This is a genomic window from Desulfarculaceae bacterium, assembly GCA_020444545.1.
In the GTDB taxonomy this organism is placed as follows: domain Bacteria; phylum Desulfobacterota; class Desulfarculia; order Desulfarculales; family Desulfarculaceae; genus Desulfoferula.
Window position 1 is genome coordinate 507,740 of sequence record JAHLKT010000001.1, and the last position, 24,066, is coordinate 531,805.

Annotated in this window: 24 protein-coding genes; 11 read left to right on the forward strand and 13 right to left on the reverse strand. The window is 65.8% G+C overall.

What is annotated here, in order from left to right; genetic code table 11:
- Positions 1-168: 168 nt before the first annotated feature.
- The 3 genes from KQH53_02360 (at position 169) to KQH53_02370 (ending at position 1,793) form a co-directional block, all read left to right on the forward strand.
- Positions 169-726 carry a hypothetical protein gene (locus KQH53_02360; protein MCB2225492.1) on the forward strand — a complete coding sequence of 186 codons (558 nt, stop codon included), beginning with the start codon at positions 169-171 and terminating at the stop codon, positions 724-726.
- Between the two features lie 15 nt (positions 727-741).
- Positions 742-1,137 carry a carboxymuconolactone decarboxylase family protein gene (locus tag KQH53_02365; GenBank protein ID MCB2225493.1) on the forward strand — a complete coding sequence of 132 codons (396 nt, stop codon included), beginning with the start codon at positions 742-744 and terminating at the stop codon, positions 1,135-1,137.
- Positions 1,138-1,205: 68 nt separating this feature from the next.
- Positions 1,206-1,793: a periplasmic heavy metal sensor gene (locus tag KQH53_02370; protein MCB2225494.1), complete on the forward strand. Its 588-nt coding sequence runs from the start codon at positions 1,206-1,208 to the stop codon at positions 1,791-1,793.
- A 66-nt stretch (positions 1,794-1,859) separates the two neighbouring features.
- Here the strand turns inward: KQH53_02370 and KQH53_02375 are convergent, their stop codons facing one another.
- The 7 genes from KQH53_02375 to tolQ form a co-directional block, all read right to left on the reverse strand.
- Entirely contained in the window at positions 1,860-4,250 is a 2,391-nt protein-coding gene (locus KQH53_02375; protein ID MCB2225495.1) for a penicillin acylase family protein, read from the reverse strand.
- A gap of 110 nt (positions 4,251-4,360) precedes the next feature.
- Positions 4,361-5,200, reverse strand: a complete 840-nt coding sequence (gene ybgF, locus KQH53_02380) for a tol-pal system protein YbgF (protein ID MCB2225496.1) — start codon at positions 5,198-5,200, stop codon at positions 4,361-4,363.
- Positions 5,201-5,246: 46 nt separating this feature from the next.
- Positions 5,247-5,807, reverse strand: a complete 561-nt coding sequence (gene pal, locus KQH53_02385; GenBank protein MCB2225497.1) for a peptidoglycan-associated lipoprotein Pal — start codon at positions 5,805-5,807, stop codon at positions 5,247-5,249.
- A 32-nt stretch (positions 5,808-5,839) separates the two neighbouring features.
- Positions 5,840-7,144 carry a Tol-Pal system beta propeller repeat protein TolB gene (gene tolB / locus KQH53_02390; protein ID MCB2225498.1) on the reverse strand — a complete coding sequence of 435 codons (1,305 nt, stop codon included), beginning with the start codon at positions 7,142-7,144 and terminating at the stop codon, positions 5,840-5,842.
- 17 nt (positions 7,145-7,161) lie between these two features.
- Positions 7,162-7,995, reverse strand: coding sequence for a cell envelope integrity protein TolA (locus tag KQH53_02395; protein MCB2225499.1), 834 nt, complete (start codon positions 7,993-7,995; stop codon positions 7,162-7,164).
- Positions 7,992-8,429: a biopolymer transporter ExbD gene (locus KQH53_02400; GenBank protein MCB2225500.1), complete on the reverse strand. Its 438-nt coding sequence runs from the start codon at positions 8,427-8,429 to the stop codon at positions 7,992-7,994. The genes KQH53_02395 and KQH53_02400 overlap by 4 nt, the downstream gene beginning before the upstream one ends.
- A gap of 4 nt (positions 8,430-8,433) precedes the next feature.
- Positions 8,434-9,234 (reverse strand): protein TolQ, encoded by an 801-nt coding sequence (gene tolQ / locus KQH53_02405; GenBank protein ID MCB2225501.1) that lies wholly within the window; start codon positions 9,232-9,234, stop codon positions 8,434-8,436.
- Between the two features lie 180 nt (positions 9,235-9,414).
- Here tolQ and KQH53_02410 point away from each other — a divergent pair, with 180 nt between their 5' ends.
- Positions 9,415-10,071, forward strand: coding sequence for an HAD family phosphatase (locus KQH53_02410; GenBank protein MCB2225502.1), 657 nt, complete (start codon positions 9,415-9,417; stop codon positions 10,069-10,071).
- Positions 10,072-10,293: 222 nt separating this feature from the next.
- Here KQH53_02410 and KQH53_02415 read toward each other — a convergent pair whose 3' ends face one another.
- The 4 genes from KQH53_02415 to KQH53_02430 form a co-directional block, all read right to left on the reverse strand.
- Positions 10,294-11,373 (reverse strand): transglycosylase SLT domain-containing protein, encoded by a 1,080-nt coding sequence (locus KQH53_02415; GenBank protein ID MCB2225503.1) that lies wholly within the window; start codon positions 11,371-11,373, stop codon positions 10,294-10,296.
- Positions 11,370-12,392, reverse strand: a complete 1,023-nt coding sequence (gene thiL / locus KQH53_02420; GenBank protein MCB2225504.1) for a thiamine-phosphate kinase — start codon at positions 12,390-12,392, stop codon at positions 11,370-11,372. Before thiL ends, KQH53_02415 begins: the two co-directional genes overlap by 4 nt.
- A 14-nt stretch (positions 12,393-12,406) precedes the next feature.
- Positions 12,407-12,868, reverse strand: coding sequence for a nucleoside-diphosphate kinase (gene ndk, locus KQH53_02425; protein MCB2225505.1), 462 nt, complete (start codon positions 12,866-12,868; stop codon positions 12,407-12,409).
- Between the two features lie 92 nt (positions 12,869-12,960).
- The gene (locus KQH53_02430) at positions 12,961-13,758 is read right to left on the reverse strand and encodes a hypothetical protein (protein ID MCB2225506.1); all 798 of its coding nucleotides are present in this window, start codon (positions 13,756-13,758) and stop codon (positions 12,961-12,963) included.
- A gap of 148 nt (positions 13,759-13,906) precedes the next feature.
- Between KQH53_02430 and KQH53_02435 the strand changes: the two genes are divergently transcribed.
- The 7 genes from KQH53_02435 (at position 13,907) to phoU (ending at position 21,200) form a co-directional block, all read left to right on the forward strand.
- Positions 13,907-14,740, forward strand: coding sequence for a PstS family phosphate ABC transporter substrate-binding protein (locus tag KQH53_02435; GenBank protein MCB2225507.1), 834 nt, complete (start codon positions 13,907-13,909; stop codon positions 14,738-14,740).
- Between the two features lie 134 nt (positions 14,741-14,874).
- Positions 14,875-16,143, forward strand: a complete 1,269-nt coding sequence (locus KQH53_02440) for a putative porin (GenBank protein MCB2225508.1) — start codon at positions 14,875-14,877, stop codon at positions 16,141-16,143.
- A 267-nt stretch (positions 16,144-16,410) separates the two neighbouring features.
- Complete coding sequence (locus KQH53_02445; protein MCB2225509.1) at positions 16,411-17,673, forward strand: putative porin; 1,263 nt, start codon at positions 16,411-16,413, stop codon at positions 17,671-17,673.
- Positions 17,674-17,844: 171 nt separating this feature from the next.
- Entirely contained in the window at positions 17,845-18,807 is a 963-nt protein-coding gene (gene pstC, locus KQH53_02450; GenBank protein MCB2225510.1) for a phosphate ABC transporter permease subunit PstC, read from the forward strand.
- 32 nt (positions 18,808-18,839) lie between these two features.
- Positions 18,840-19,688, forward strand: coding sequence for a phosphate ABC transporter permease PstA (gene pstA, locus KQH53_02455; protein ID MCB2225511.1), 849 nt, complete (start codon positions 18,840-18,842; stop codon positions 19,686-19,688).
- Positions 19,682-20,482, forward strand: coding sequence for a phosphate ABC transporter ATP-binding protein (locus KQH53_02460; GenBank protein MCB2225512.1), 801 nt, complete (start codon positions 19,682-19,684; stop codon positions 20,480-20,482). The genes pstA and KQH53_02460 overlap by 7 nt, the downstream gene beginning before the upstream one ends.
- 28 nt (positions 20,483-20,510) lie before the next feature.
- Positions 20,511-21,200 (forward strand): phosphate signaling complex protein PhoU, encoded by a 690-nt coding sequence (gene phoU / locus KQH53_02465; protein ID MCB2225513.1) that lies wholly within the window; start codon positions 20,511-20,513, stop codon positions 21,198-21,200.
- A gap of 74 nt (positions 21,201-21,274) precedes the next feature.
- Here the strand turns inward: phoU and KQH53_02470 are convergent, their stop codons facing one another.
- Positions 21,275-23,518 carry a molybdopterin-dependent oxidoreductase gene (locus KQH53_02470; protein MCB2225514.1) on the reverse strand — a complete coding sequence of 748 codons (2,244 nt, stop codon included), beginning with the start codon at positions 23,516-23,518 and terminating at the stop codon, positions 21,275-21,277.
- An 82-nt stretch (positions 23,519-23,600) separates the two neighbouring features.
- Positions 23,601-24,011 carry a MarR family transcriptional regulator gene (locus tag KQH53_02475; GenBank protein ID MCB2225515.1) on the reverse strand — a complete coding sequence of 137 codons (411 nt, stop codon included), beginning with the start codon at positions 24,009-24,011 and terminating at the stop codon, positions 23,601-23,603.
- Positions 24,012-24,066 lie beyond the last annotated feature (55 nt).

Below are 24,066 nucleotides of genomic sequence, written 5' to 3' on the forward strand. Positions count from 1 at the left end.
GATAAGACCAGCCGGGGGAACCCTTTTTTGAGAAAAAGGGTTCCCCCGGACCCCTTCCCAAAAAGCGTTCCGCAATATTGTTCACGCAATATTGCGGTGTTTTTTGGTGGGGTAGGCCGTGTTAAAGTGGGGACAATTTTTCCAAACAAACGTCAATGGGGGAGAGAAATGACTTCACGAATATGGCTCGAAAGGTTTTTCGAGAAATTCGAAGATGACCCTGACAAATACGAGGGCTTCTTCGGCGGCGCTTGGACAGATAAAGTTGGCGAAATTATGGACAAAATAGGTGACAACTTAAACTGCAACGTAGTCCGCAGACGCCCCTCGGAAACCAAGAGGCATGATGAAAGCGGTGAATATTTAGGTTTAGACTTTGTATTCCTTGACAAAAGCGACAGCGTTGATTGGCCTTCCATGCTCCCAAGAATAATAATTGAGCATGAAAACAAGAGAGACAAAAACTATATTGCGTACTGCTTATGGAAACTAATGTGCGTAAAAAGTCCCGTAAAAATATTGATCTGTTACCAAGGCAAAGACGTAACTGCCGAAGAACTCAAAAGACACCTTGAGGAGTTCCTATTGCGCGGTAATTTGATGGATACGAGTTCATGTGAATTGATGGTACTGATTGGTGTCGATTCACGCGAAGAATCAACCTGGCGAGAATACTATGATGTTTACGAGTACGCAGGTAGGAGCCTCCGTAAAATTATTAGCTAACAACGAGGTAATCAAATGGATCGCGACGAACTGAAGAAAAAGACCGGCGCCACGGCCAAGCTGTACTTCGACGGCTACAAGGACGACCGCCCCTACGACCTGTGGCGGAGCTTTGACAAGGGCCTGGCCCTGGACCTGAGCCTGTTCATCACCGGGCAGATGTACGCCCGCGAGAAGCTCCCCCACCCCACCCGCCAGCTGGTGGCCGTGGCCACGCTCACCGCCCTGGAGCGCACCGAGGAGCTCAAGCTGCACATCTGGGCCGCCCTCAACGTGGGCTGCGACCCCCACGACGTGGCCGAGACCATCTTCCAGGTGGCCATATACGCAGGCATGCCCGTGGTAAACCAGGGCCTCAAGGTGCTCAAGGAAGTCCTCGAAGAGCGCGGCGAGTGGCCCCTGCCCGAGTAGCTCCGGCCTTGTTTGAGCCTCCGCCTGCCATCAGACTGGGAATATAATCCTAGTCCGAGGGAGGCATTATGAAACGAATTATCATTATCAGCATTTGCCTGGCGGCCCTGATTTGCCTGGCCGGTGCCGCCTGGGCCCAGCAAGAGGGGCAACCCGGCAACCGGCAAGGCAGCCAGTATTACGGCCCCGGCTACGGCATGGGTTCGGGCGGCGGCATGGGGCCCGGCATGATGGGTCAGGGCGGTGGCTACGGGATGCGTGGCGGCCGCGGCATGATGGGCCCGGGCGGCGGCTATGGCATGCGCGGCGGCTACGGCATGATGGGCCCGGGCGGCGGTTACGGCCAACGCGGCGGTTACGGCCCCAATTACCAAGGCTGGCAGTCCATGTCCCCGGCCGACCGCCAGGCCTGGCAAAAGATGTTCCAGGAGCATCAGAAGGACACCCTGAAGCTGCGCCAGGAGCTGGTGACCAAGCAGATGGAGCTCCAGACCATGTGGAACGAGCCCAACCCGGACCAGGCCCGCATGCGCGAGCTTTCCAAGGATGTTAACCAACTCCGCAATGAGCTGTCGAACAAGCAGAACGATTTCCTGCTGCAGTGCCGCCAGAAGTTCGGCAACAAGGGCTGGTCCTGCCCCGGCAGCGGCTACTAGAAACCCGCCTCAACAAGCAAGCGGCCCCGCCCGGCATGGGCAGGGCCGCTTTTTTTGGGGCGCGGATTATTTGCCCGGCTTGAGCATCAGCTCGCTGACCGTGTGCTTTTTGATGGCCCGGTTGCTCAGCCACCAGTAGAGCGGCTGCCCGCTCATGTAGGGCCCCACCTGGTCGCTGGTGTGGCGGTTGAACAGCCGCGCGGTGACCCCGCCGGGCAGCACCGCCATCACCTTGTCGTCGTCGGCCAGATCGGCCACCATGCGCAGCGAATCGAACACCACCACCTTGTAGGGGCGGTTGAAGTCGTAGATGCCGCGCAAGAGGGTGGACTCCGAGCCGCCCATGGGGTGGAACTCGCCCAGCCAGGGGGCCAGGAAGCCGGTGCGGGCCACCGGGCTGACCAGCTCCAGCATGTGGGCGTCGCCCCAGCGCCACTCGGCCGGGTTGCCGCCGATGTCGTTCATGGCCTCGCGCCCGGCGCGGCGGATAACCTCGTCGCGGTTCTCCGGGTCCGGGGTGCCCACGTCGTCGAACCAGGACCAGCCCGGCTCGTGCAAGACCTTGTCGGCCAGGCGCTCCTTCCAGAAATAGTATTGATCCAGGATGTAGCGGGCCAGGTATTCCCCCAGCTCGTCCCTGAGGGTGATGAGCGCCAAACGGCTGTACACCGCCTGGAACACCAGGGGCGCGGCCGCGTCGGCTCGGTCGCGGTGGTCCCACTTCTTCAGCACGCGGGCCAGGGGCTCAGTCTCCGGGTCCTGGTCCAGGGCCTTGATCAGCACCGGGGCCAGCTGCTGGGCCATGAGGTTCTTGTCGTCGCGCTGATAGGCCCAGGAGTCGGCGGCGGTCTTCTTGCCCGGCTGGGCCATTAGCTGCATCAGGCGGCGGTAGCGCCAGGAGGGGGCCAGGCGCGAGGAATAATAGTAGGGATAGTCCTTGGTCACGGTCTTGTGGTTGCAGGTGCCGATCCAGCCCTTGGCCGGGCTCAGCGCCTGGGGCATCTCGCGGTCGGGTATCCAGCCCAGCCAGTTGTCCCGGCCCGTGGTGACCACGTAGGGCACCGTGCCTTGGTCCGGCCCGCGCTTGGGCAGCCCGCCGATGACCACCCAGCCGAAGCCGCCGTCGCGGTCGGCGAACACGTAATTCAGTACGAAGTGGCGCATGCCCTGGATGCCGTCGCGGAACTCGCGGACGTTGGTGGCCCGCATGGCCTGGTCCAGGCCCAGGCGGCCGTCAAAGGCCTCCAGCGGGGCCCAGCGCAGGGTGAGCACCTTGTCGGTGCGCATGCCCAGCACCCCGCTGACCACCGGCCCCCGCTTGGTCAGGCGTATCTTCACCTTCTCGTGGCGGATGCCGCCGGGCGCGTCGGAGTCCTTGATGTTCAGGGTCTCCTCCACCACCTGGAAGGGCACCGGCTTGCCGTCCTCCATGTAGCTGTCCGGCGAGTTGGGGGCCAGGGTCTCCACGTAGAGGTCCTGGCAATCGCCGTAGGCGTTGGTCACACCCCAGGCCACGTTCTGGTTGCGGCCCACCACGATGCCCGGGATGCCCGGCACCCCCACCCCCACCCAGCGCTGGTTGGGCAGAATCAGCCCCACGGGATACCAGGGGCCGGGCAGGATGCGCGAGTCGAGATGGGGGTCGTTGGCCAGGATGGGCTTGCCGCTGGCGCTCATGCCCGGGCCGATGGCCCAGTTGTTGCTGCTCAGGCCCAGCTCGCCGCTGCTCAGGAGCAGGGGCAGGCGCGGGTCGCCGGCCAGGTTCAGGCGCAGGGCGCTTTTGGGCGCGGGAGTCTGGGCGGGCGGGCCCGGCTCCTCGGGGTTCACGGTGATGGGGAATATCTCCTTGGCCCGCTCCAGGCCCAGCTTGTCCACCAGCATCTGGGCGGCGGCCTCGGTCTTTAGGTTGCCTGAGGAGCCCCAGCTCATGAACAGCTGCATGGCCAGGCTGTCGCTCACCTCCCAGGGGGTGGGCTTTATGCCCGCCAGCTTGAACTCCAGGGGGTATTCGCTTTGGCGGTGGGCGATGAAATGGTTCACCCCGGCCAGATAGGCCTCCATGAAGCGCCGCGATTGCGGGGTGAGCTTCTTGGCCATCCGCTCGGCGTTGCGCTTGAAGCCCAGGGTCAGATAGTACATGGCCAGGGGGCGGGCCTTTTCGCCGGCCAGCTCGCAGATGCGGCCCGTGGCCAGGCGGCGGATCACCTCCATCTGGAACAGGCGGTCCTGGGCGGTGATGAAGCCGTGAGCCCGGCACATGTCCTCGAAGTCGGCGGCGAAGATATAGGCCATGCCCTTGGCGTCGCGCACCACTTTTACCGGGGCCTTGAGGCCGGGCAGGGCTAGTTCGCCCGTGGTCTGGGGGGTGTTCAGGCTGGGCAGCCACCACCACAGGCCCAGGCCGATAAGCGCCACCAGAACCACCCCCGCCGCCAGCCACTTGATGAGCTTCGCCAACCCACACCTCCCCTCGCCCCGCCTCGGCGGGCCTTATGAAAAACGGGAGCCCCGCTTCGGAGCTCCCGTCTGCAAAGACGCTTCGCTTTGGGCCAAAATCCAGCTCGCCCCTAGAGCTTCTTCAGCACCTTCTTGGCCACCTTGGCCTGGGAGGACTTAGGATAGTCCTTGACCAGCTTGCCCAGCACTATCTTGGCGGTACGCTTGTCGCCCAGGGCGCGGAAGGCCAGGCCTTGCTTCAGCAGGGCGGCGGGCACCTTGGAGCTCTTGGGATAGTGCTTGATCATGTGGTTGTAGGCCAGGATGGCCTCTTCGAACTTCTTCTGGGCATAGAAGGTCTGGCCCACCCAGTACTGGGCGTTGTCGGCCAGGCTGCTCTTGGGATACTTCTTGACGAACTCCTCGAACCGGTCGCGGGAAGCGGCGTAGGACTTCTGCTTGTAGAGCCTCAGGCCCAGGTTGTAGATGTCCTTGGGCTGGGGCTCGGCCGGGGGGCCCTTGGGCGCGGCCGCGGCCGCCTTGCCCGGAGCGGCCGCCGCCGCGGCGGCGGCGCCGGACATGCCCAGATAGGCCTCCACCTTGGCCAGGCGCTTGTCCAGCTCGGCGCTCTTGGCTGTGTCCGCCTTGGCTTGGGCCTGCTCGGCCTGGCTCTTGGCGCTCATGGCCTGGCCCAGGCTGTGCTCGCTCTCCTCCACCCGGCCCGAGAGGCGCATCAGGTCTTGGCGCAGGCTGGCCACCTCGGACACCAGCTCGGCGCGCGGCTTGCGGGCCTGCTCCGCCTGTTTGCTCAGGGTGTCCAGCCGTTTGCTCATATCGGCCAGGCTGCGCTGCTGCTGATACACCTGGGATTGCAGGGCCATGAACTGCTCCGGCTCCACCGTGGCGCAGCCGCCCAAAATAAGGGCCACGGCCAACAGAGACCAGAGGATTGCCGGAGTTGTCGCCTTCATACACGCCTCCCGCGCGAACGGCCCTGGCGGCGGGCCGTCCGGACGATTACTTGATAACGAAGTGGGCCCGGCGGTTGGCCGCGAAGGCCTCCTCGGTCTGTCCCATCACCAGGGGCCGCTCCTCGCCGTAGCTCACGGTCTCGATGCGCGAGGGGTTGATACCCATGGCGGAGAGGTAGGCCTCGGCCGCCTTGGCGCGCTTCTCGCCCAGAGCCATGTTGTAGGAGTTGGAGCCGCGCTCGTCGGTGTGGCCTTCGATGATCACCTGCACCGAGGGATGCTGCTGCATGTAGGCGGCCTTCTCGTTGAGGATCTGCTTGGCCTCGGGGGTCAGGTCGTAACGGTCATACTCGAAATGGATGTCCGTGTTGACGAAGATGTCCTTGAGCTTGGCCTCGCCCTCGCGGGCCTGCTGCTCCTTGAGCTGGCTTTCCTTGAGGCGCTGTTCCCGAAGGCGGCGCTCCTGCTCGGCCGCCAGGCGGGCCTTGTCCTGTTCGCTCATGGCCCCGCTGACTCCCGGCACCGGCTCCTTGGCGCAGCCCAGGGGCAAGACGGCCATGCCCGCCATGAGAGACGCGGCCATGATCCAGATTAGATACTTTTTCACGCGAAGCCTCCTGCCGATTGTTGTTTGAGTTCTCATTTAACCATTATGCCCCGGGGAGACCAAGCCGGGTCGGTCTGATCGCCGGGCAGATTGGTCAGCCGGGTGATGAACTCGCCGCCGGCGGTCATCAGGTATATCTGGTGGCGGCCGGTGCCCCGGCTGGTGTAGGCGATGAGCCGCCCGTCCGGGCTCCAGGTGGGGTCTTCGCCCCCGCCCCAGCCGGAGGTCAATACGCGCATGTCGCTGCCGTCGGGGCGGATGGTGGCCACCTGGAAGGCACCCTTCACCTGGGCCTGGTAGGCGATGCGGTCGCCCCGGGGCGACCAGGCCGGGCTGGCCGCGTACTTGTGGCCAAAGGTGATGCGCCGGTTGGTGCCGGTGTCCAGGTCCAACACGTAGATCTGGGGGTTGCCGCCCCGGTCGCTCACATAGGCCATGCGCCGCCCGTCCGGGCTGAACGACGGGGCCACCTCGATGCCCCAGCCGTCGGTGAGGCGCTTGATCTCCCGGCCGCTCAGGTCGGCCAGGAAGATGTTGGTCTTGCCGGTGTAGGACAAGGCGGCCGCGAACTGGCCCTGGTGCTTGGGCCTAAAGGCCGGGGTGAGGTTAACGCCGGGCTTGTTCAAGACCACCTTGCCGCTGCCCCCGGCCAGGGCGTGCACCACGATGGCCGGGCGGCGCTTCACGTAGGAGGAATAAGCCACCAAGGCGCCGTCTGGGCTCCAGGCGGGGTACAGGCTGATGTCGCCCTTGTGCGAAAGCTTCCTCACTCCGGAGCCGTCGAAGCGCATCAAATAGATTTCCTTGATCCGCTCGCGCTTGCCCACGAAGGCGATCATGGTGCTGTAGATGCTGCGCTCGCCGGTGATGGCCAGCATCACGTCGTCGGCGAAGCGGGCCAGCATGGCCCCCAGGTCCTTGGTGTGCCCGTCGTAGCGGCGGCCCACCAGGAGCTTGGTCTCCGCGAGGTCGTAGAGCCTCAGCTCCAGGGTGAAGATGCCGCCCTCCAGCTTGTACCCGCCGGTGATGAGTAGCTCGGCCCCGATGCGCGACCAGCGGCGGTAGTCCACCCCTTCCAGCTTGGGCGCGCCCAAGAAGCTCTTGGGGTCCAGGAAGTCGAACAGGCCGGTGTAGCCCAGGTAGCGCTTGAGCAGGTCCGTGCCCTGGGCCCCTATGGGGTCCGAGGCCGCGCCGGGCAGGGGCTGGAACTGGGTCAGGGCCAGGGGCAGCTTTTTGGAAAAGGGCTGGGTGATGTCGATGTAGACCCTGGCGTTGGCCGGAGCGGCCAGGGCCAGGACCGTGAGCAGGATGATCAGCAGGGCTACTAGGCGGCGCATTCTCTCTCCGCGGCTGGTCAGCCGTTAAAGTCTTCTGGCATGAATCTCAGGCCCACCTCGTGCTCCCGGCCCCGCACCACGCTGGGCAGGGGCGGAAAGGGCGCGGCCCGCTCCACCGCCCGGACGGCGCTGGCGTCCAGGCGGCTGTTGCCCGATTTCTTCTCCAGCCACACCTTGGCCAGGGTGCCGTCGCGGCGGATGCGGGCCACCACCACCGCCTCCAGGCCGCCGGGCTTGGAGACCAAGGCCTCGGGCAACACCCAATGGCGGCGCACCCGCTCCCATATCTCAGTGTAATAGACCTGAAAGCGCAAGCTGGTGGTATCGGCCGTGGCCGCCCCGGCGGCAAAGGCCCCGGAGGCCGCCTGGCGGCTGGCCACCTTGCTCTCCAGCTTGCTCATGGCGCTGGCCAGGCTCTTCTCGGCCCTTTGCTCGGCCTTCACCCGGCGTTCCATGCGCTTGAGGCGGCTGGCCAGCAGCTTGCTGGGGTCGGGCTGCTTTTTCACCGGCTTGGGCTTCAGGCGCTTGGGCCGGTCCTTTTTTAGGGCAACCGCTTCTTTTTTAGGCTGGGGCTTGGGGGCCGGCTTGGACGCGGCCTTCACCGGCGCGGGCTTGGGCGCGGCCTTTTTGGGCGGCGCGGGTGGAGCCGGGGCCGGACGGGCCAGCACCGAGGGGCTGACCAGGGCCACGTTGTACACCGGCGCGAAGCTCTTGGGCTTGGTGAGCCGCCAGCCGGGCCAAAAGGCCAGCACGCCCACCAGCAGCAGGTGCAGGCCCAGGCTCACCCCGATGGCCCATCCCACCTGCTCGCCGCCGAGGCCGCCCAGGCGTCTGAGGGCCATGGAACTCACGAGCTTTTCTTCTTCTTTTGGGGAGGAGCCACGCGCTCGGGTTCGGTGACCATGCCCAGGTTGTCCACCCCGGCCTTCTTGGCTTCGGTCAAGACCTGCACCACGATGCCGTAGGCCACGTCCTTGTCGGCCCGGAGATATACCCGGGTGCCCGGTTTGCGGGCCCGGATGTTGGTCAGCTTGGCGGCCAGGCCGTCGATGCCCACCTCGAACTCGTCCAGGAACACCTTGCCCTGGCGGGTCACGGTGAGCACCAACAGCTCGTCACTGGTCTTGAGCGCCCCGGAGTCGGTGGCCGGCAGCTTCACGTCCAGGCCCTGCACCATCATGGGCGCGGCCACCATGAAGATGATCAGGAGCACCAGGACCACGTCCACCAGCGGGACCACGTTGATCTCGCCCATGAAACGGCCCTTGTTGCCCACGCCGGCCATGGCTCTAGCCCTCTCCCCCTTCCAGTTCCGAAGGCCGCACCGCCTCCACCGCCGGGCCCCGGCGGCGCATCAAATCGCGCTCCACCAGGTTGAGGAAGTCCTGGGAGAAGGAGTCCATCTCCGCCTCCAAGACCACCAGCTTGCGGTTGAAGTGGTTGTAGAACACCACCGCCGGGATGGCCGCGAAAAGGCCGGTGGCCGTGGCCACCAGGGCCTCGGCGATGCCCGGGGCCACGGTGGCCAGGTTGGCCGCGCCGGTGGCCCCGATGGAGCGGAAGGCGTCCATGATGCCCCACACCGTGCCGAACAGGCCGATGAAGGGTGCGGTGTTGGCCGTGGTGGCCAGGAAGGTGACCGCGCGCCCCAGGCGGGTGCTTTCGGCCGCCTGGGCCCGGTCCAGGGCCCGCTTGAGGTTGGGCATCACCCCGGCGGGCAGGCCGGGCTCGCCCTGCCTGAGGCGCATGACCTTGCCCAGCTCGGCGTAGCCCACGGTGAACACGTTGGCCAGGGGGCTGGCATTCAGGTGGCGAATCTGGCCCTCGGCGGCCGAAAGGCTGCCCGCGTTCCAGAACAGGTTGTCGAACTGCTCGTTCTGATTGCGCGCGTCGCGCAGGCTTTTCAGCTTCGCCAGGATAAGCCCCCAGCTAACTACCGAAAATATAATCAGAATGAGCAGGACGCCCTGCACCACCAGGCCCGCGGACCAGACCATGTCCCAGACGTCGGTGCCCCGCCCCACCCCATTTGCCGCCCAGGCCAGGGTGGGGCTGAAAACGGCCAAAAATACCAAGATATAGTTAGTCATTAGACACCTAACCCATTATATTGCGGTCATCTTAGCTTTGGCGGCGGGTAAAGTCAAGGAAGGGGCCATGGCCTTCGTGTGAATATTGGCCAGGCTGGTCGCGACACGGTACATTAGGATTAAGATATACATGCAAGGCAGTTAGTGCGCCACCCCGAGGGCGGGGGAGAGAGGTCGATCGTGAGTGATAACAAGGCCAAAGGCCTGTTTTTGGACCTGGACGGCACCCTGGCCGACTCCATGCAGGTGATGACTTCGGCCACCGACCGCTTCCTCAAGGAGCTGGGGGTGGGGCGCATGGGCGGCGGGCCCCATCAGTGGGCCGGGCGCAGCCCCTACGACATCATGTCCGCCCTCAAGGAGCACCACGGTCTGAATCACAGCGTGGATGAATTGGTGGAGCTCTACTACGGATACGTGGACCAAACCTACACCCGGGAGGCGGTGGTCATGCCCGGGGGGCGCGAGCTGTTGGAAGAGGCGGCCAAGCGCGGGGTTTTCACCGCCGTGGTCACCTCCACCCTGCGCTCGGTGGCCGAGGGTTTTTTGATTCACCAGGGCCTGGACGGCCTGATCAAGGCGGTGGTCTCGGTGGAGGACATCACCTCGGGCAAGCCCGACCCGGAGCCCTATCTCAAGGCCCTGACCCTCAGCGGCCTGCCCGCCGCCGAGGCCCTGGCCGTGGAGGACGCGCCCATGGGGGCCCTGGCCTCCACCCGGGCGGGCATGGCCACCTGGGTCATGGCCCCCCGGGGCCGGGGCGATTTCCCGGAGATTCCGGGGGTGGCCGGCTTCGTCACCAGCCTGGACCAGTTGATCCCCCATCTCATTCCTTGACATGCCCAGGGTCATAGTCTATGTTGGTGCCGCTAAGTTAGACTCATTCTTAAGCGCCACTGGATACCACCAACCAGTGAATGCTTAAACCTGACAGGCGGCCGCCAGCGCCTTTGCCTGCCCCCATGAGATAGGGTCGCCACGATCCGCGGCCCGGTGGGGGGAAAATTACGGCGGCGAGGGTCAAATGCCCTCGCCGCCCTCTTTTGGGCCCCTTTGCCCTTATTTCTCCGGAATCTTCAGACGCTGCCCCGGCTGGATGGTGGAGTCATCCAGGTCGTTGGCCTGCCTCAGCTGGCCCAGGCTCACCCCGTGGCGCCGGGCGATGCTCGACAGGTTGTCCCCCCGCTTGACCACGTAGTGGTCCGCCGTTTCCGAAGGCGCCGGCCCGGCCTTGGCCAGGCGGGTGGTCAGCCCGGCGGCCTGGCCCGGCGGCACCTGCACCGTCACCTTGCCCCGGGGCAGATAACGCCGCTTGAGCTCGGGGTTGAGCTCCCGCAGTTGGCGAAAGCTGGTGTGGGCCGCCTTGGCCAGGGACATCAGGTACAGAGGACGCTTGAGGTTGAGGGTCACGCTCTCGCTGGGCACCGGCCGGTACAGGGCGCTCCGGGGCAGGGCGTAGCCATAGGTCTCCGGCGAGGAGATCACCAGCTTGGCCGCCAGGATGCGGTACACGTAGCGCTGGGTCTCCATGGGCAGGGCCAGGTCGAAGTAGTCCTTGGTGCCCTGCGCCTTGATCTCCTTGGCCACCCGGCGCTCGCCGCAGTTGTAGGCGGCCATGGCCAGGGGCCAGGAGTTGAACTCGGCGTAGAGGTCCTTGAAGTACTTCACCGCCGCGCCGGTGGCCAGGGCCAGGTTGCGCCGGTCGTCGAAGTAGCGGTTGATGCGCAGGCCGTAGCGCCGCCCGGTGGCCGGGATGAACTGCCAGAAGCCCACCGCCCCGGCGGGCGAGCGGATGTAGTGGATCAGGGCGCTCTCGGCCACGGCCACGTACTTGAGGTCGTCGGGCAGCCCGGCCGCCTTCAGGCGCTTTTCGATGTAGGGAAAATAGCGCGCCGCCCGTTTGAGCCACATGATGCTCTGGGCGGGGTCGTGCACCGCGATAACCAGCTCGCGGTCCAGATAGCTCGCCACCAGGGGGCGGTTCAGGGGCACCGGCGAGCCGCAGAGGCTCAGCTTGGCGGGCAGCTCGGGAATTATGTAGTGGTAGGGGGCGGCCGGAGACTTCTGGGCGGCCGGGGCGGCCGAGGGCAGAGCCAGAAGCAGGGCCAGGACTAAGGCGCGGACTAAGAATTTGATCAAGTGGCGTCCTCCCGAAAGTGGTCCCATCCCCCCATGGTGATGTCGCTTTCCTCTCCGTCGCGCAGCAAGCTCACCCCCGGTCCGGGGCCCAGGCGCCCCACCCGGCTCACCACCAGGCCGCCGGCGGCCTCGGCCACCAGCGCGCTCAACAGGCCCACCTCGCCGGGGTCGCAGGTGAACATTAGCTCGAAATCCTCGCCGCCGCTCAGCGCCCAGGCCAGGGGATCGCCGCCGATTTCCTCGGCCACGGCCAAGGCCCCGGGATGCAGGGGCAGCAGATCGGCCTCCACCTTGGCCCCCAGGCCGCTGGCCCGAACCAAACGGGCCAGGTCGCTGGCCAGGCCGTCGCTCAAATCCATCATGGCGTGCACCCGCCCCGATTGGGCCAGGGCCCGCCCGGCGCTGAGCCGGGGCAGGGGGCGCTCAAAGGCGGCCACCGCCTTATCCGGGCCCGGCGCGGCAGGGTCGCGCCCGGATTTGAGCCAGGCCAGGCCCGCGGCGCTGCCCCCCAAACCGCCGGTGACGCACACCGCGTCGCCCGGGCGCCCGCCGGAGCGCAGCAGGGGCTCGGCCCGCCCCATGCGCCCCACCAGGCACAGGTTGATGATCACCTGGGGCGCGCGCACCGTGTCGCCGCCGGCCAGCACCAGGCCGTGCTCCCGGCCCAGCTGGGTCATGGCCCCCACCAGTTCCTCCACGAAGCTGGGCTTTGGCCCCTTGGGCAGGCCCAGGGACAGAAAAGCCCAGGCGGGCTTGGCCCCCATGCCGGCCAGGTCGCTCAAGTTGGCGGCCATGGCCCGCCAGCCCACCGCGCCCGGGCCCATGAAGCCCAGGTCGAAGTGGGAGCCCTCCACCAAAAGGTCGGTGGTCACCACCAGCTCCTTGTGAGCCCCGCCCAAGACGGCGGCATCGTCGCCGATACCCACGGCCAGGTCGCGGCCGCCCTCGCCGGCCAGGGCGGCGATGAGGCGGATGACGCCTTCTTCGCTCAGGGTGGTGGGGGTGTCCTCGGGGGCCATGGCCTCTGTTCCGCCTAGCGCTCGTCAGAGGCGTAGAGATACTTGATCAGGGGCTGCTCGTAGGCGAACAGCTCGTCATCGGAGAAGAAGCGAGCCACCTCGGCCTGGGCGGTCTCCACCGAGTCGGAGGCGTGCACCAGGTTGGCCTGCATGCTCATGCCCAGGTCGCCCCGGATGGTGCCCGGCGCGGCGTTGCGGCTGTTGGTCACCCCGCAGAGGTTGCGGCACACCTGCACCGCCTCCAGGCCTTCCAGGCACAGGGCCACCACCGGGGTGCGGCTCATGAACTCGCAGATGGTGGGGAAGAAGGGCTTGTCGGCCAGGTGGCTGTAGTGCGCCTTGAGCATGGCCTCGTCGAGCTGGATCATCTTCATGCCGGCGATCTTGAGGCCCTTGGCCTCGAAGCGGGCCAGCACCGTGCCGGCCAGGCCCCGGGCGATGGCGTCGGGTTTGATCAGGATAAGGGTCCGTTCCACGTTCACGCTTCCTTGCTGTCTTTATTATAAGCCTCGGCCCGTGCCCAACGGCGCGGGGTTTGCCCCAATTTGTCCAGAGGGGCCGGAGATTGTCAAGGGAGGGAGACCGGAAACCGCCATCCGGCGTTTTTCAGCGCGTGCACCACCAGAAAGCTCTTGAACTCGCGGTCCGTGCGCCCCCACCAGCCGTCCGCCGCCTGGGCCCCCGTCAGACGCGGCCAGCAGGGCCGCAGCAGGGCCACGGCCTGGCGGCCGGGCAGATGGGCCAGGGCGTTCACGGTCTGGTGAAAGGGCAGGCTTCGCGGCCATGGATCGGCCCCGGCCAGCCGCGCCAGGAAGGCCCGCGCTCCCCGGCCCCTTTGGAAGCGGAGATGCACCGCCAGGGCGCGCAGCAGGTTGCCCGCCGCGCCCCAGCCCAGGCCCGGCTCGCCCCAGAGCCGCTTATTAATATGTTGCAGGCCCCGCACGACCTCCGGGCGCTCCCCGCGGCCGAAGATGGCGGCCAGAAACAGGCCCGCCGGGGGCCACAGGGCATCGGCCCGGCTGGGCGCGAAGGGCAGGCCCGCTAGCTGCCGCGCGCTGGGGGCGGGGCCGCATTGCTCCGGAGCCAGGACCCGGGGCAGCAGCCAGTCCAAAGCCCGCTCCACCGCCGGGTCCGGCTCCCGCTGGGTCAGGTGCAGGCCGAAAAGGCGGCGCAGGCTCTCCAGGGGCGAGCCGCCCCAGGAGCCATCCTGGCGCTGGCCCTTTTTCAGCGCGGCCACCCTTGCCTTCATGTCAATCGCCAGGCGCGCGTCGCCGCCCAGCCAGCGCTGGCGGGCGTAGAGCCCGGCCGGGGAAGTGCTGAAAACAAAAGGCGTCAAGGGATCGTATTTCAGGTTTCCCGCCATCAAGCGGCCCTTCCGGCTTGTCGGCAAATCGTCTTGGGCGCGTCACGCCCACGTAACAAAGCTCTCATAACATCCAGGCAGATGACAACAGAGTTGAACCGCGCATGGGCGCGGTCAGAGCTACTTAAATCCGTTATGGAGGAATTCTCAGATGAAACTCGGCAAGTTGATCAAAGTGATCGGTGGCGCGGCCATGGTCGCGACCTTGGCTTTCGGCGCCGCCCCGGCCATGGCCGGTGAAACCATCAGCATCACCGGCTCCACCACCGTGCTGCCCATCGCCCAGAAGGCCGCCGAGGTCTACATGAAGCAGAATCCCGGCGTGCGCATCAGCGTGGCCGGCACCGGCAGCGGCGACGGCATCAAGGCCGTGATCGATGGCACCGCCGACATCGGCGACGCCAGCCGCGACATGAAGAAGAAAGAGATCGCCCTGGCCAAGAAAAAGGGCCACAGCCCGATCAAGAACGTGGTGGCCCTGGACTGCATCGTGCCGGTGGTCAACCCGGCCAACCCGGTCAAGGACCTGTCCCTGGCCCAGCTCAAGGACATCTACGCCGGCAAGGTCAAGAACTGGAAGGACGTGGGCGGCCTGGACAAGACCATCGTGGTGATCAGCCGCGACAGCTCCTCGGGCACCTTCGAGGTGTGGAACAAGAAGGTGCTGGGCAAGAAGACCCGCGTGCGCCCCGACGCGCAGCTGCAGGCCTCCAACGGCGCGGTGGCCCAGGCGGTCTCCGGCAACAAGTACGCCATCGGCTACGTGGGCATCGGCTACCTGAACCCCAAGCTCAAGGGCCTCACCGTGGGCGGCGTGATGGCCAGCCCCAAGACCGCCATGGATAAGAGCTACCCCATCGCGCGTCAGCTGTTCATGTTCACCGGCCCTAATCCCAAGCCCGAGGTGAAGAAGTTCCTGGCTTTCGTCAAGGGCCCCGAGGGTCAGAAGATCGCCAAGGATGAAGGCTTCGTCCCGGTCAAGTAAGCATCCTGTCCCGCCCCTTTCCCCTGCACGGACATAAGCGCCTCCGGCCCCTCGCGGGCCGGGGGCGCCCAATAAACCCGCCGGAAGCTGTGGCGGCCTCCGGCGAAAAGTTAACCAACCGAAAGGAGAGGCTAATGAGAGGAGTCAGCAAAGCGCTGGGCACAATCGCCCTGGCGGCTGCCTTCGTCACCACCACCTGGATGGCCGCGCCCGCGATGGCGTCCAACCAGGCCGAGCTCGAGGCCAAGATCCAGGCCATGGAGCAGACCCTCAACCAGATGAAGACCCAACTCCAGCAGGTGCAGACCAGCCAGCAGCAGCAGGCGGTCGAGGTTGCCTCCAAGAGCAAGCTCCCCTCCTGGATGGAGCGCATGACCTTCTACGGCGACACCCGCTTCCGTTATGAGCACACCAGCTACGACGAACTCAACGGCAAGTCCAAGTCCGGCAAGGACCGCTTCCGGGTGCGTCTGCGCTTCGGCGTGCGCAGCCAGATCCACGAGGACGTGGAGCTGGGTATGCGCATGGTGACCGGGGCCAACAGCGACGCCACCAGCACCAACCAGACCATGGGCAACTACTTCGGCGAGTACAGCGCCTGGGGCCTGGACCGGGCCTACGTCAAGTGGACCCCGAGCTTCGTTCCCCAGAAGGGCTTCATGTTCGAGTTCGGTAAGGTGCCCCAGCCCTTCATGACCTCCAAGGCCATCTGGGACGGCGACGTGGTGCCCGAGGGTGCCTTCGCGCAGTACACCTTCAACAAGGCCGGCTCCTGGCAGCCCTACGTGCTGGCTTCCTACATGACCGTGGAGCAGAGCGGCGAGTTCAGCGACAACGTGCTGGCTCCGGCGGCCCAGATCGGCGTCAAGGGCAAGGTCGGCGCCTTCAAGATCAAGGCCGCCACCAGCTACACCTCCTGGGGCGACCTGGGCAACGTGGACAAGGTGCCCGAGTACACCAACGGCAACCCGACCTGGACCGAAGGCGGCGGCACCCGCATGAGCAACTTCGCGGTGTGGGATCTGTACGCCAAGGGCGAGTTCAAGTTCAGCAAGAAGGGCTCCGTGAGCCTCTGGGGCCACTACCTGACCAACCAGGACGCCGACGGCCCCTGGCAGGACCAGGACACCGGCTGGGCCGCGGGCGCGGGCGTCAAGTACACCAAGTTCGGCTTCAAGCTGTGGTACAAGAACATCGAAGCCAACGCGACTCCCGGCTTCATCGCCGACAGCGACTCCGGTTACGTCAACCGCAAGGGTTGGGTGGCCAGCGCCTCCTACAAGATGTGGAAGTACGGCAAGGTGGTCCTGAGCTACTACAACACCGAGCCCATCGAGGATTCCATCCCCGGCGCCAAGAACGCCTCGCAGACCTTCTTCTGCGACTTCATCTTCAAGTTCTAAGCCCCACCTGCGACCGCGGCTCCATCCTACCTGGCCGCGGTTGCCCTCGGACCCGGGCCCGGGGCGTCAAGCCCCGGGCCTTCTCTTTGGCCCATCGCCCTTTCCCTGCCCCTTCTCTTGCCTCTTGACCTATGTTGCGATCTGAGGCAGAATTAACAATAGCATGTGAATAGTTGCACACAACTGTTACGTGCCGGTTACATTGACCTGGTTTCCCCGAGCGTTTTAAACTACATCTGGAAGCAGGCAAGTAGGAGGAGAGGAGCAATGAGAAAAGCAGGTCTATTTCTGGCCTTGCTGGCGGCGTTGAGCCTATGGGTGGCTCCCATGGCCTCGGCGGCCACGCCGTCCGATTTGGAAGCCAAGATCAAGGCCATGGAGCAGCAGCTCCAGAGCATGAAAGAACAGCTGAAGCAGGTGCAGAGCACCCAGCAGCAGCAGCAACAGCAAGCGGTGGAAGCGGCGGCCCAGAGCAAGCTGCCCGCCTGGGTGGAGCGCATCACCCTGTTCGGCGACGTTCGCTTCCGCTATGAGCACACCAATTACGACGATCTCAACGGCAAGTCCAAGGACGGCAAGGACCGCTTCCGGATTCGCCTGCGCTTCGGGGCCCGCAGCCAGATCCACCAGGACGTGGAGGTCGGCTTCCGCATGGCCACCGGCAGCGACACCGACCCCACCAGCACCAACCAGACCATGGGCGGCTACTTCGGCGAGTTCAGCAACTGGGGCCTCGACCAGGCCTATGTGAAGTACACCCCCAGCTTCATGCCCCAGAGGATGGCCACCTTCAGCTTCGGCAAGGTGCCCAACCCCCTGGTCACCTCCAAGATCATCTGGGATAGCGACGTGGTGCCCGAGGGCGCGTTCCTCAACTTCACCTTCAACAAGGACGGCAACGTCCGGCCCTTTGTCACCGCCACCTACATGACCGTGTCCGAGGACGGCGAGTTCGGCGACAACGTGCTGGCCCCGGCCCTGCAAGCGGGCGCCAAGGGCAAGCTCGGCGCCTTCGACTTCACCGGCGCGGCGGGTTACACCTCGTGGGGCAACTTGGGCGACAACGGCAAGCTGCCGCCCAACCTGCACGGCACCCCCACCTACGTGGAGGGCGGCTCCGAGCGCACCACCAACTACGCGGTGGTGGATGTCTACGCCAAGGGCGCCTTCAAGTTCAGCAAGAAGGGCTCGGTGGGCCTGTGGGGCCAGTGGCTCAAGAACCAGGACTCCGAGGGCCCCTACCAGAGCAAGGACCAGGGCTACGGCGCGGCCGCCTTTGTCACCTACGACAAGTTCAAGTTCGAGGTGCTCTACAAGAACGTGGAGGCCAACGCCACCCCGGGCTTCATCGCCGACAGCGACTCCGGGTACGTGAACCGCAAGGGTTGGCAGGTCGAGGGCCAGTACAAGATGTGGAAGTACGGCAAGCTGGTGGTCACCTACTACAACACCGAGCCCGAGGACGAATCCATCCCCGGGGCCAGCAACCCCTCTCAGACCATCTTCGTGAACACCATCTTCAAGTTCTAGCAGCCGTCACGCGCCTCCGGCCCAAGTGGGCCGGAACCGGCTGATCAGGCCCGGGGCACCCCGCCCCGGGCCATTTTTTGTCACCAAGTTGTAACCTTCCAGTCACCTCCCGGGAACATCCTCGCACTACCTTAGTTGCAACTAGAACTACTCAATTGCGAGTTGTTGATAATGATGCAATTTCCCCAAGCCCAGACCCTGCGCGCCGACAACGCCACGGCCCTTTCCCTGGGAAAGAAAAAGGGCATGTCCAGCACCCAGCGCGAGGTCTGGATCCGGCGCTTCTTTGTGTTGGCCGGGTTCTTCTCGGTCATCGTCATGGCCCTCATCGTGCTGTTTTTATTCAAGGAAGGCCTGGGGCTGTTCAGCGAGGTCAGCATCAAGGACTTCCTGTTCGGCGAGTTCTGGTATCCCACCTACGACCCGCCTGATTTCGGCATCCTGCCCTTGATCGCCGGCTCGGTGGCCGTGACAGCCCTGTCTTCGCTGCTGGCGGTTCCCCTGGGCGTGGGCGCGGCCCTGTATCTGGGCGAGGTGGCCGGCAACCGCACCCGCGAGATACTCAAGCCCGCGGTGGAGCTGTTGGCCGGGCTGCCCTCGGTGGTCTTGGGCTTCGTGGGCATGGTGGTGATAGCTCCGCTCATGCAGGAATGGTGGGACATTCCCACCGGACTCAACGTATTCAACGCCTCGATGATGCTGGCCATCATGGCCATCCCCACCATCGCTTCCATCAGCGAGGACGCCCTGCACTCGGTGCCCCGCGACCTTCAGGAAGCCTCCCTGGCCCTGGGGGCCACCCGCCTGGAGACCCTCAGCCGGGTCCTGGTGCCGGGCGCGCTCTCGGGCATCGGCACGGCGGTGATCCTGGGCATGAGCCGGGCCATGGGCGAGACCATGGTGGTCTTGATGGTGGCCGGCGGCGCGGCCCAGATTCCGGGATCCATCTTCGATTCGGTGCGCCCCCTGCCCGCGACCATCGCCGCGGAAATGGGCGAGACGCCTTTCGGCTCCGAGCACTACCACGCCCTGTTCGCCATCGGCATCGTGCTCTTCCTGCTCACCCTGGGCTTCAACCTGGTGGCGGCCTACATATCCAACCGCTTCCAGCAGAAGGGAGCGGCCACCTTATGAGCACCGACAGCCTGAGCACCAACTCCCTGCCCATGCGCCGCCTGCGCCAGAACCTGGTCTTCGGCCTGTTCCGCCTGACCATGCTCATCGTGCTGGGCGCCCTGGGGGGCATCCTGCTCTACGTGCTCATCCACGGGGCCGGGGCCATCAGCTGGACCTTCCTCACCGAGTCGCCCCAGAACTCCATGACCGAGGGCGGCATCTTCCCGGCCATCATGGGCACCCTCTACCTCACCGTCGGGGCCATCCTGGTGGCCCTGCCCCTGGGCGTGGCGGCGGCCATATACCTGAGCGAATACGCCACCGACGGCAAGGCCCTCAAGATCGTGCGCCTGGGCATCCAGAACCTGGCGGGCGTGCCCTCGGTGGTCTTCGGCCTGTTCGGCCTGGCGTTGTTCGTGGGCTATTTCGGGCTGGGCGTGTCCATCGCGGCCGGCTCCCTGACCCTGGGCCTGCTCATATTGCCCACGGTGATCGGGGCCTCGGAAGAGGCGCTTCGGCAGGTGCCGGCCACCTTCCGCGAGGCCTCCCTGGGCCTGGGCGCCACCCGCTGGCAGACCATACGCAAGGTGGTGTTGCCGGCCGCCCTGCCCGGCATCCTCACCGGCTCCATCCTGGGCATCGGCCGCGCCGCCGGCGAGACCGCGCCCATCATGTTCACCGCGGCCACCTTCTACACCATCGGCCTGCCCCGCTCGCCCCTGGACGAGGTGATGGCCCTGCCTTATCACATCTACGTTTTGGCCACCGCCGGCACCCACATCGAGGCCACCCGGCCCTTGCAGTACGGCACGGTGCTGGTGCTCATCACCCTGGTGCTGGGCCTGAGCCTGGTGGCCATCATCATCCGCACCAAAATGAGAAAGACCAAGAAATGGTAAGTGCAACCGCCACGGCGGCCCAGGCCGGCCTCAGCCCGGAGCGCCCCATTATCGAGGTGTCGGGCCTCAACTTCTATTACGGCGACTTCAAGGCCCTGGCCGACGTGGAGATGAACATCAAGCGGGGACAGGTGACCGCGCTGATCGGCCCCTCGGGCTGCGGCAAGAGCACCTACCTGCGTCTGTTGAACCGCATGAACGACCTGATCCCCGGCACCCGGGTGGAGGGCTCGGTGCTCATGGACGGGATCGACCTCTACGGCCCGGACGTGGACCCGGTGGACGTGCGGCGGCGGGTGGGCATGGTTTTCCAAAAGCCCAACCCCTTCCCCAAGACCATCTACAACAACGTGGCTTACGGCCCCCGCTTGCACGGGGTCAAGGACCACAAAAAGCTGGACGGTTTGGTGGAGCACTCGCTGAAATCAGCCGCCCTGTGGGATGAGGTCAAGGACATTTTACACCAGTCGGCCTTGGGGCTTTCCGGCGGCCAACAGCAGCGCCTTTGCATCGCCCGGGCCATCGCCATGGAGCCGGAAGTGCTCCTCATGGACGAGCCCACCAGCGCCCTGGACCCCATCGCCACCAGCCGCATCGAGGAGTTGGTTAAGGAACTTAAGGTACGCTATACTGTAATAATCGTTACCCATAACATGCAGCAGGCTGCCCGGGTCAGCGACGAAACCGCATTCTTCTACATGGGCAAGCTGGTGGAAATGAGCGACACCGAAAGCATCTTCACCCGCCCCCAAAAAGAGCAGACCGAACATTACATCACCGGCCGATTCGGCTAGGCCAACCAGCTTGCGCAAGGAATAATTCATGGAAGGGTTATCGCATTTCCACCGCCGGATGCAGGAGGTCAAGGAAGACCTCCTGAAGATGGCCGGACGGGCCGAACAGGCCGTGCACAGCGCCACCCGGGCCCTGGACGCCCGCGACGTGGAGTTGGCCAAATCGGTGATTCAGGGGGACCGGCGCATCGACCTGATGCAGAACGAGATCGAAGAACGCTGCATCAACCTGCTGGCCACCCAGCAGCCGGTGGCGGTGGACCTGAGGTTCCTCTCGGCGGTCACCAAGATCGCCAGCTTCCTGGAGCGCATGGGCGACCAGGCGGTCAACCTGGCCCAGCGGGCCATGGCCCTGGCCGAGCTGGACCCGGTGCCCACGCCCGGCACCATCATGTCCATGAGCACCATCGCCCGCGAGATGAGCAAGGACTGCCTGGACTCCTTCGTGGAGGAGGACGTGGCCAAGGCCGAGCGGGTCCTGGTCCGCGACGACGAGCTGGACCAGCTCTGCCGCTCCTTTTTGGAGGAGATGATCGGCTGGATGAACGAGGAGCGCCGCCTGGTGCGGCGCGGGGTGGAATTCATCCTGGCCAGCCGCCATCTGGAGCGCATCGGCGACGAGGCCACCAACGTGGCCGAGGAGGTGGTCTACCTGGTGGAAGGCCGCATCATCCGCCACGGCGGCAAGCCCGCCTCGGTGGCGGTGGGACCGCTCTAGGCCGCCAACGCCAAGCAAAAAATCGCAACGCCCCGCCGGTTCCGCGCCGGCGGGGCGTTTTTTTTGGGCGCGCTCTAGGCCGCCTCCACCTTGCAGGGCACGTAACGATGCAGGGGGGTGCCGATGGGGTCGCGGTTGGCCGCCGAAGTGAGGTAGTTCACGTTGAAGCCGTAGACCTCCTCGCCGTTGATCAGGCCGAAGCCGTGGGGGATGAGCACCATGCCCGGCCGCACCGCTTGGCTCACCTCCAGCTCGCCGCTTTGGCTGCCCGCCGCGGTGCTCACCTTGACTTGCTGCCCGTCGCTCAGGCCCAGGGAGGCCGCGTCCTCGGGGCTCAGGGCCACGGTGCAGGCCCGCTTGCCCGCGTTCCAGGCCGGGTCGCGCATCATGGTGTTGGCGTTGTAGTCCATGTGCCGCCCCGCGTTGAGGATTAGGGGGAAGGCCGGGTCCGGGGCCAGGGCCTTGGCCTCGGCCTGGGGCGAAAGGGCCTCGGCCTCCTCGGCCAGCTCGGGGATGAACAACTCCAGCTTGCCCGATTCGGTGCGCACGTCTTGCCAGGCCTCGGCCGGGTCGGCCCGGCCGATCCACAGCCCCTCGGGGTGGTCCAATATGGCCTGGAAGACCCGGTCGCCCTGGTCCGGGCCGGGCGCGAAACCAGCCCGCGCCGCATTGGCCGCGAAGCTCTGAGGCGCGGTCATGAGCATGCCCCACAGCCCGGCCAGGGCCGCGCTGTCCCACTCCCCACCCAGGGTCTCGGCCAGCACAAAGGGCAGCATGGCCTTGACTTTGGGCTTGTCCGCGGCCCACTGCATGAGCTGCATGCCGAAGGCCAGGCGGTTGCCCTTGGCCGCCTGCCGTAGGCTCTCGGGAACCTCGGGCGCCAGGCCCAGCTCCTTGGCCAGCAGGCAATGGATCTGGGCCGCCTCCTTGCACTCCCCCGGCGGGTCGACCAAGGGCCGCCGCATCTGGAAGTAGACCTCGGGATAGTTGTTGGAAAAGAAGGTGCCGTCCCAGGACTCGAAAAAGCTGCGGCAGGGCAGCACGTAGTGGGCCAGGCGGGCGGTCTCGCTGAGCACGATGTCGTTGACCACCAACAGCTCCAGCTCGCCAAAGGCACGCTCATAGGCCTTGGTGTCCGGGTAGGAGCGCAGGGGGTTGCAGGCGCTGACCAGCACCGCGCGCAGGCGCTCGGGCAGGCCGCTGGTGATCTCCTCGGGCATGGCCGCCGGGGGGAAGCTGCCCGCCGCCGCCGGAGGCAGGTTGCTGGCCACGGTGCGCCATACCTTGGGGTTGCGCTCGTCGGCGTGGAAGCCCAGGGGCATGATGGTGCCGGGCACCAGGTTGCCCCCGGAGCGGCAGATGGTGCCGCCCGCCGCGCAGAGCAGCATGAGCAGGTACGAGGTCAGGGTGCTCCGGCGGCCCATGTAGAGCCCCAGGTCCGGGTGCACGCTCCAGCGCTTGGCGCCCAGCAGGCGGCACAGCTCCAGCACCTGGTCGTAGTCCAGGCCGCAGACCTCCAGGGCCGCGCGCGCGTCGAAGCCCTCGAACCAGGGCCGCACCTGGTCCCAGCCTTCCGCGTGCCGGGCCAGGTAGTCGGCGTCCTCCCAGCCGTGCTCCAGCATCAGGGCGAGCATGGCCTTGAGCAGCAGGGCGTCGCTGCCCGGCCGGAGAGCCAGGTGAATGTTGGCGATGGCCGCGGTCTCGCTCTTGCGGGGGTCCACCGCCACCAGGATGCGCTCCGGGTCCTTGGCCATCTGGCTGAGCACCTTGCGGGCGCGGGGCATCTGGTGGCTCATCATGCCGTTCCAGCCCCAGGCCAGGAGCATCTCGCTGCGCTCCTCGTCGCTCTTGGTCACGTTGTACTGCCGGCCCAGCATGCGGCCGTGCACCCACCAGTGGCCGCTGAACTCCTGCCCGGTGGAGGAGTAATAGTATTGCGAGCCCAGGCCGCGCAGCAGGCGAATCCCGAAGGCGGCCTCGAAGTTGCCCCCGGGCGCGCCGCCGCCCATGTAGGCCAGGCAGCGGGGGCCGTAATCGCCCACCAGCGCCTTGAGCTTGGCCGCGATCTCTTTGGTGGCCTGCTCCCAGGAGATGGGCCTCAACTCGCCGTCCACCCGCTTGAGGGGCTGGGTCAGGCGGCCCGGCGGGTATTGGTGGTGGATGACCCTGAGCCCCTTGCGGCAGGCATAGCCCTTGGAGCGGGGGTTGTCCTTGTCCGGCCGCACCTTGCTCAGGCGGCCATCCTCCACCAGCATCTCCAGGCCGCAGTTCTGCGCGCAGAGCACGCATCCGCTCTTGTGCCACTCGCCCATGGCCAACCTCCCCTATCCGGTGATTCCGCGCGGCCCTTGCCGCCAAATTAGTTCGAATACGAACCTTATACCCAAAAAAATATAGCCCCTAGGGCGTGGCCAGGTCCTTGAGCAAACGGCCCAGCAAGAGGCGCTCCTCGTCGCTCAGCCCGGCCAGCAGCTCCTGGTTGGCCTCCTGGCGCAGGCCCACCAGATCCTCGCACAGCTCATCGGCCTTGTCCGAGGCGTAGAGGCGCACCATGCGCCCGTCGTCCGGGTCGGGCCGCTTTTCCAGCCAGCCCGCCTCGCTCATGCGCTCCACCGCGCCGGACAGGGTGGCCTTGTCGATGGTCAGCTCCTTGCCCAGCTCGGCCGCGCTGGCCCCAGGCCGGGCCCAGAGCATCTCCAGGATCACGTATTGCAGATTGGTTAGGCCGTAGGGCTTCAGGCGGGACTGCACCAAACGGTGGCCCCGCTGATAGGCCTTGGACAACAGGAATACGTAGCACTCGGAGCTCATGGGCCGCTTCGCCTCTCGCGTGTTGGTTCGTATGCTAACTTATCTCGGATGCGGG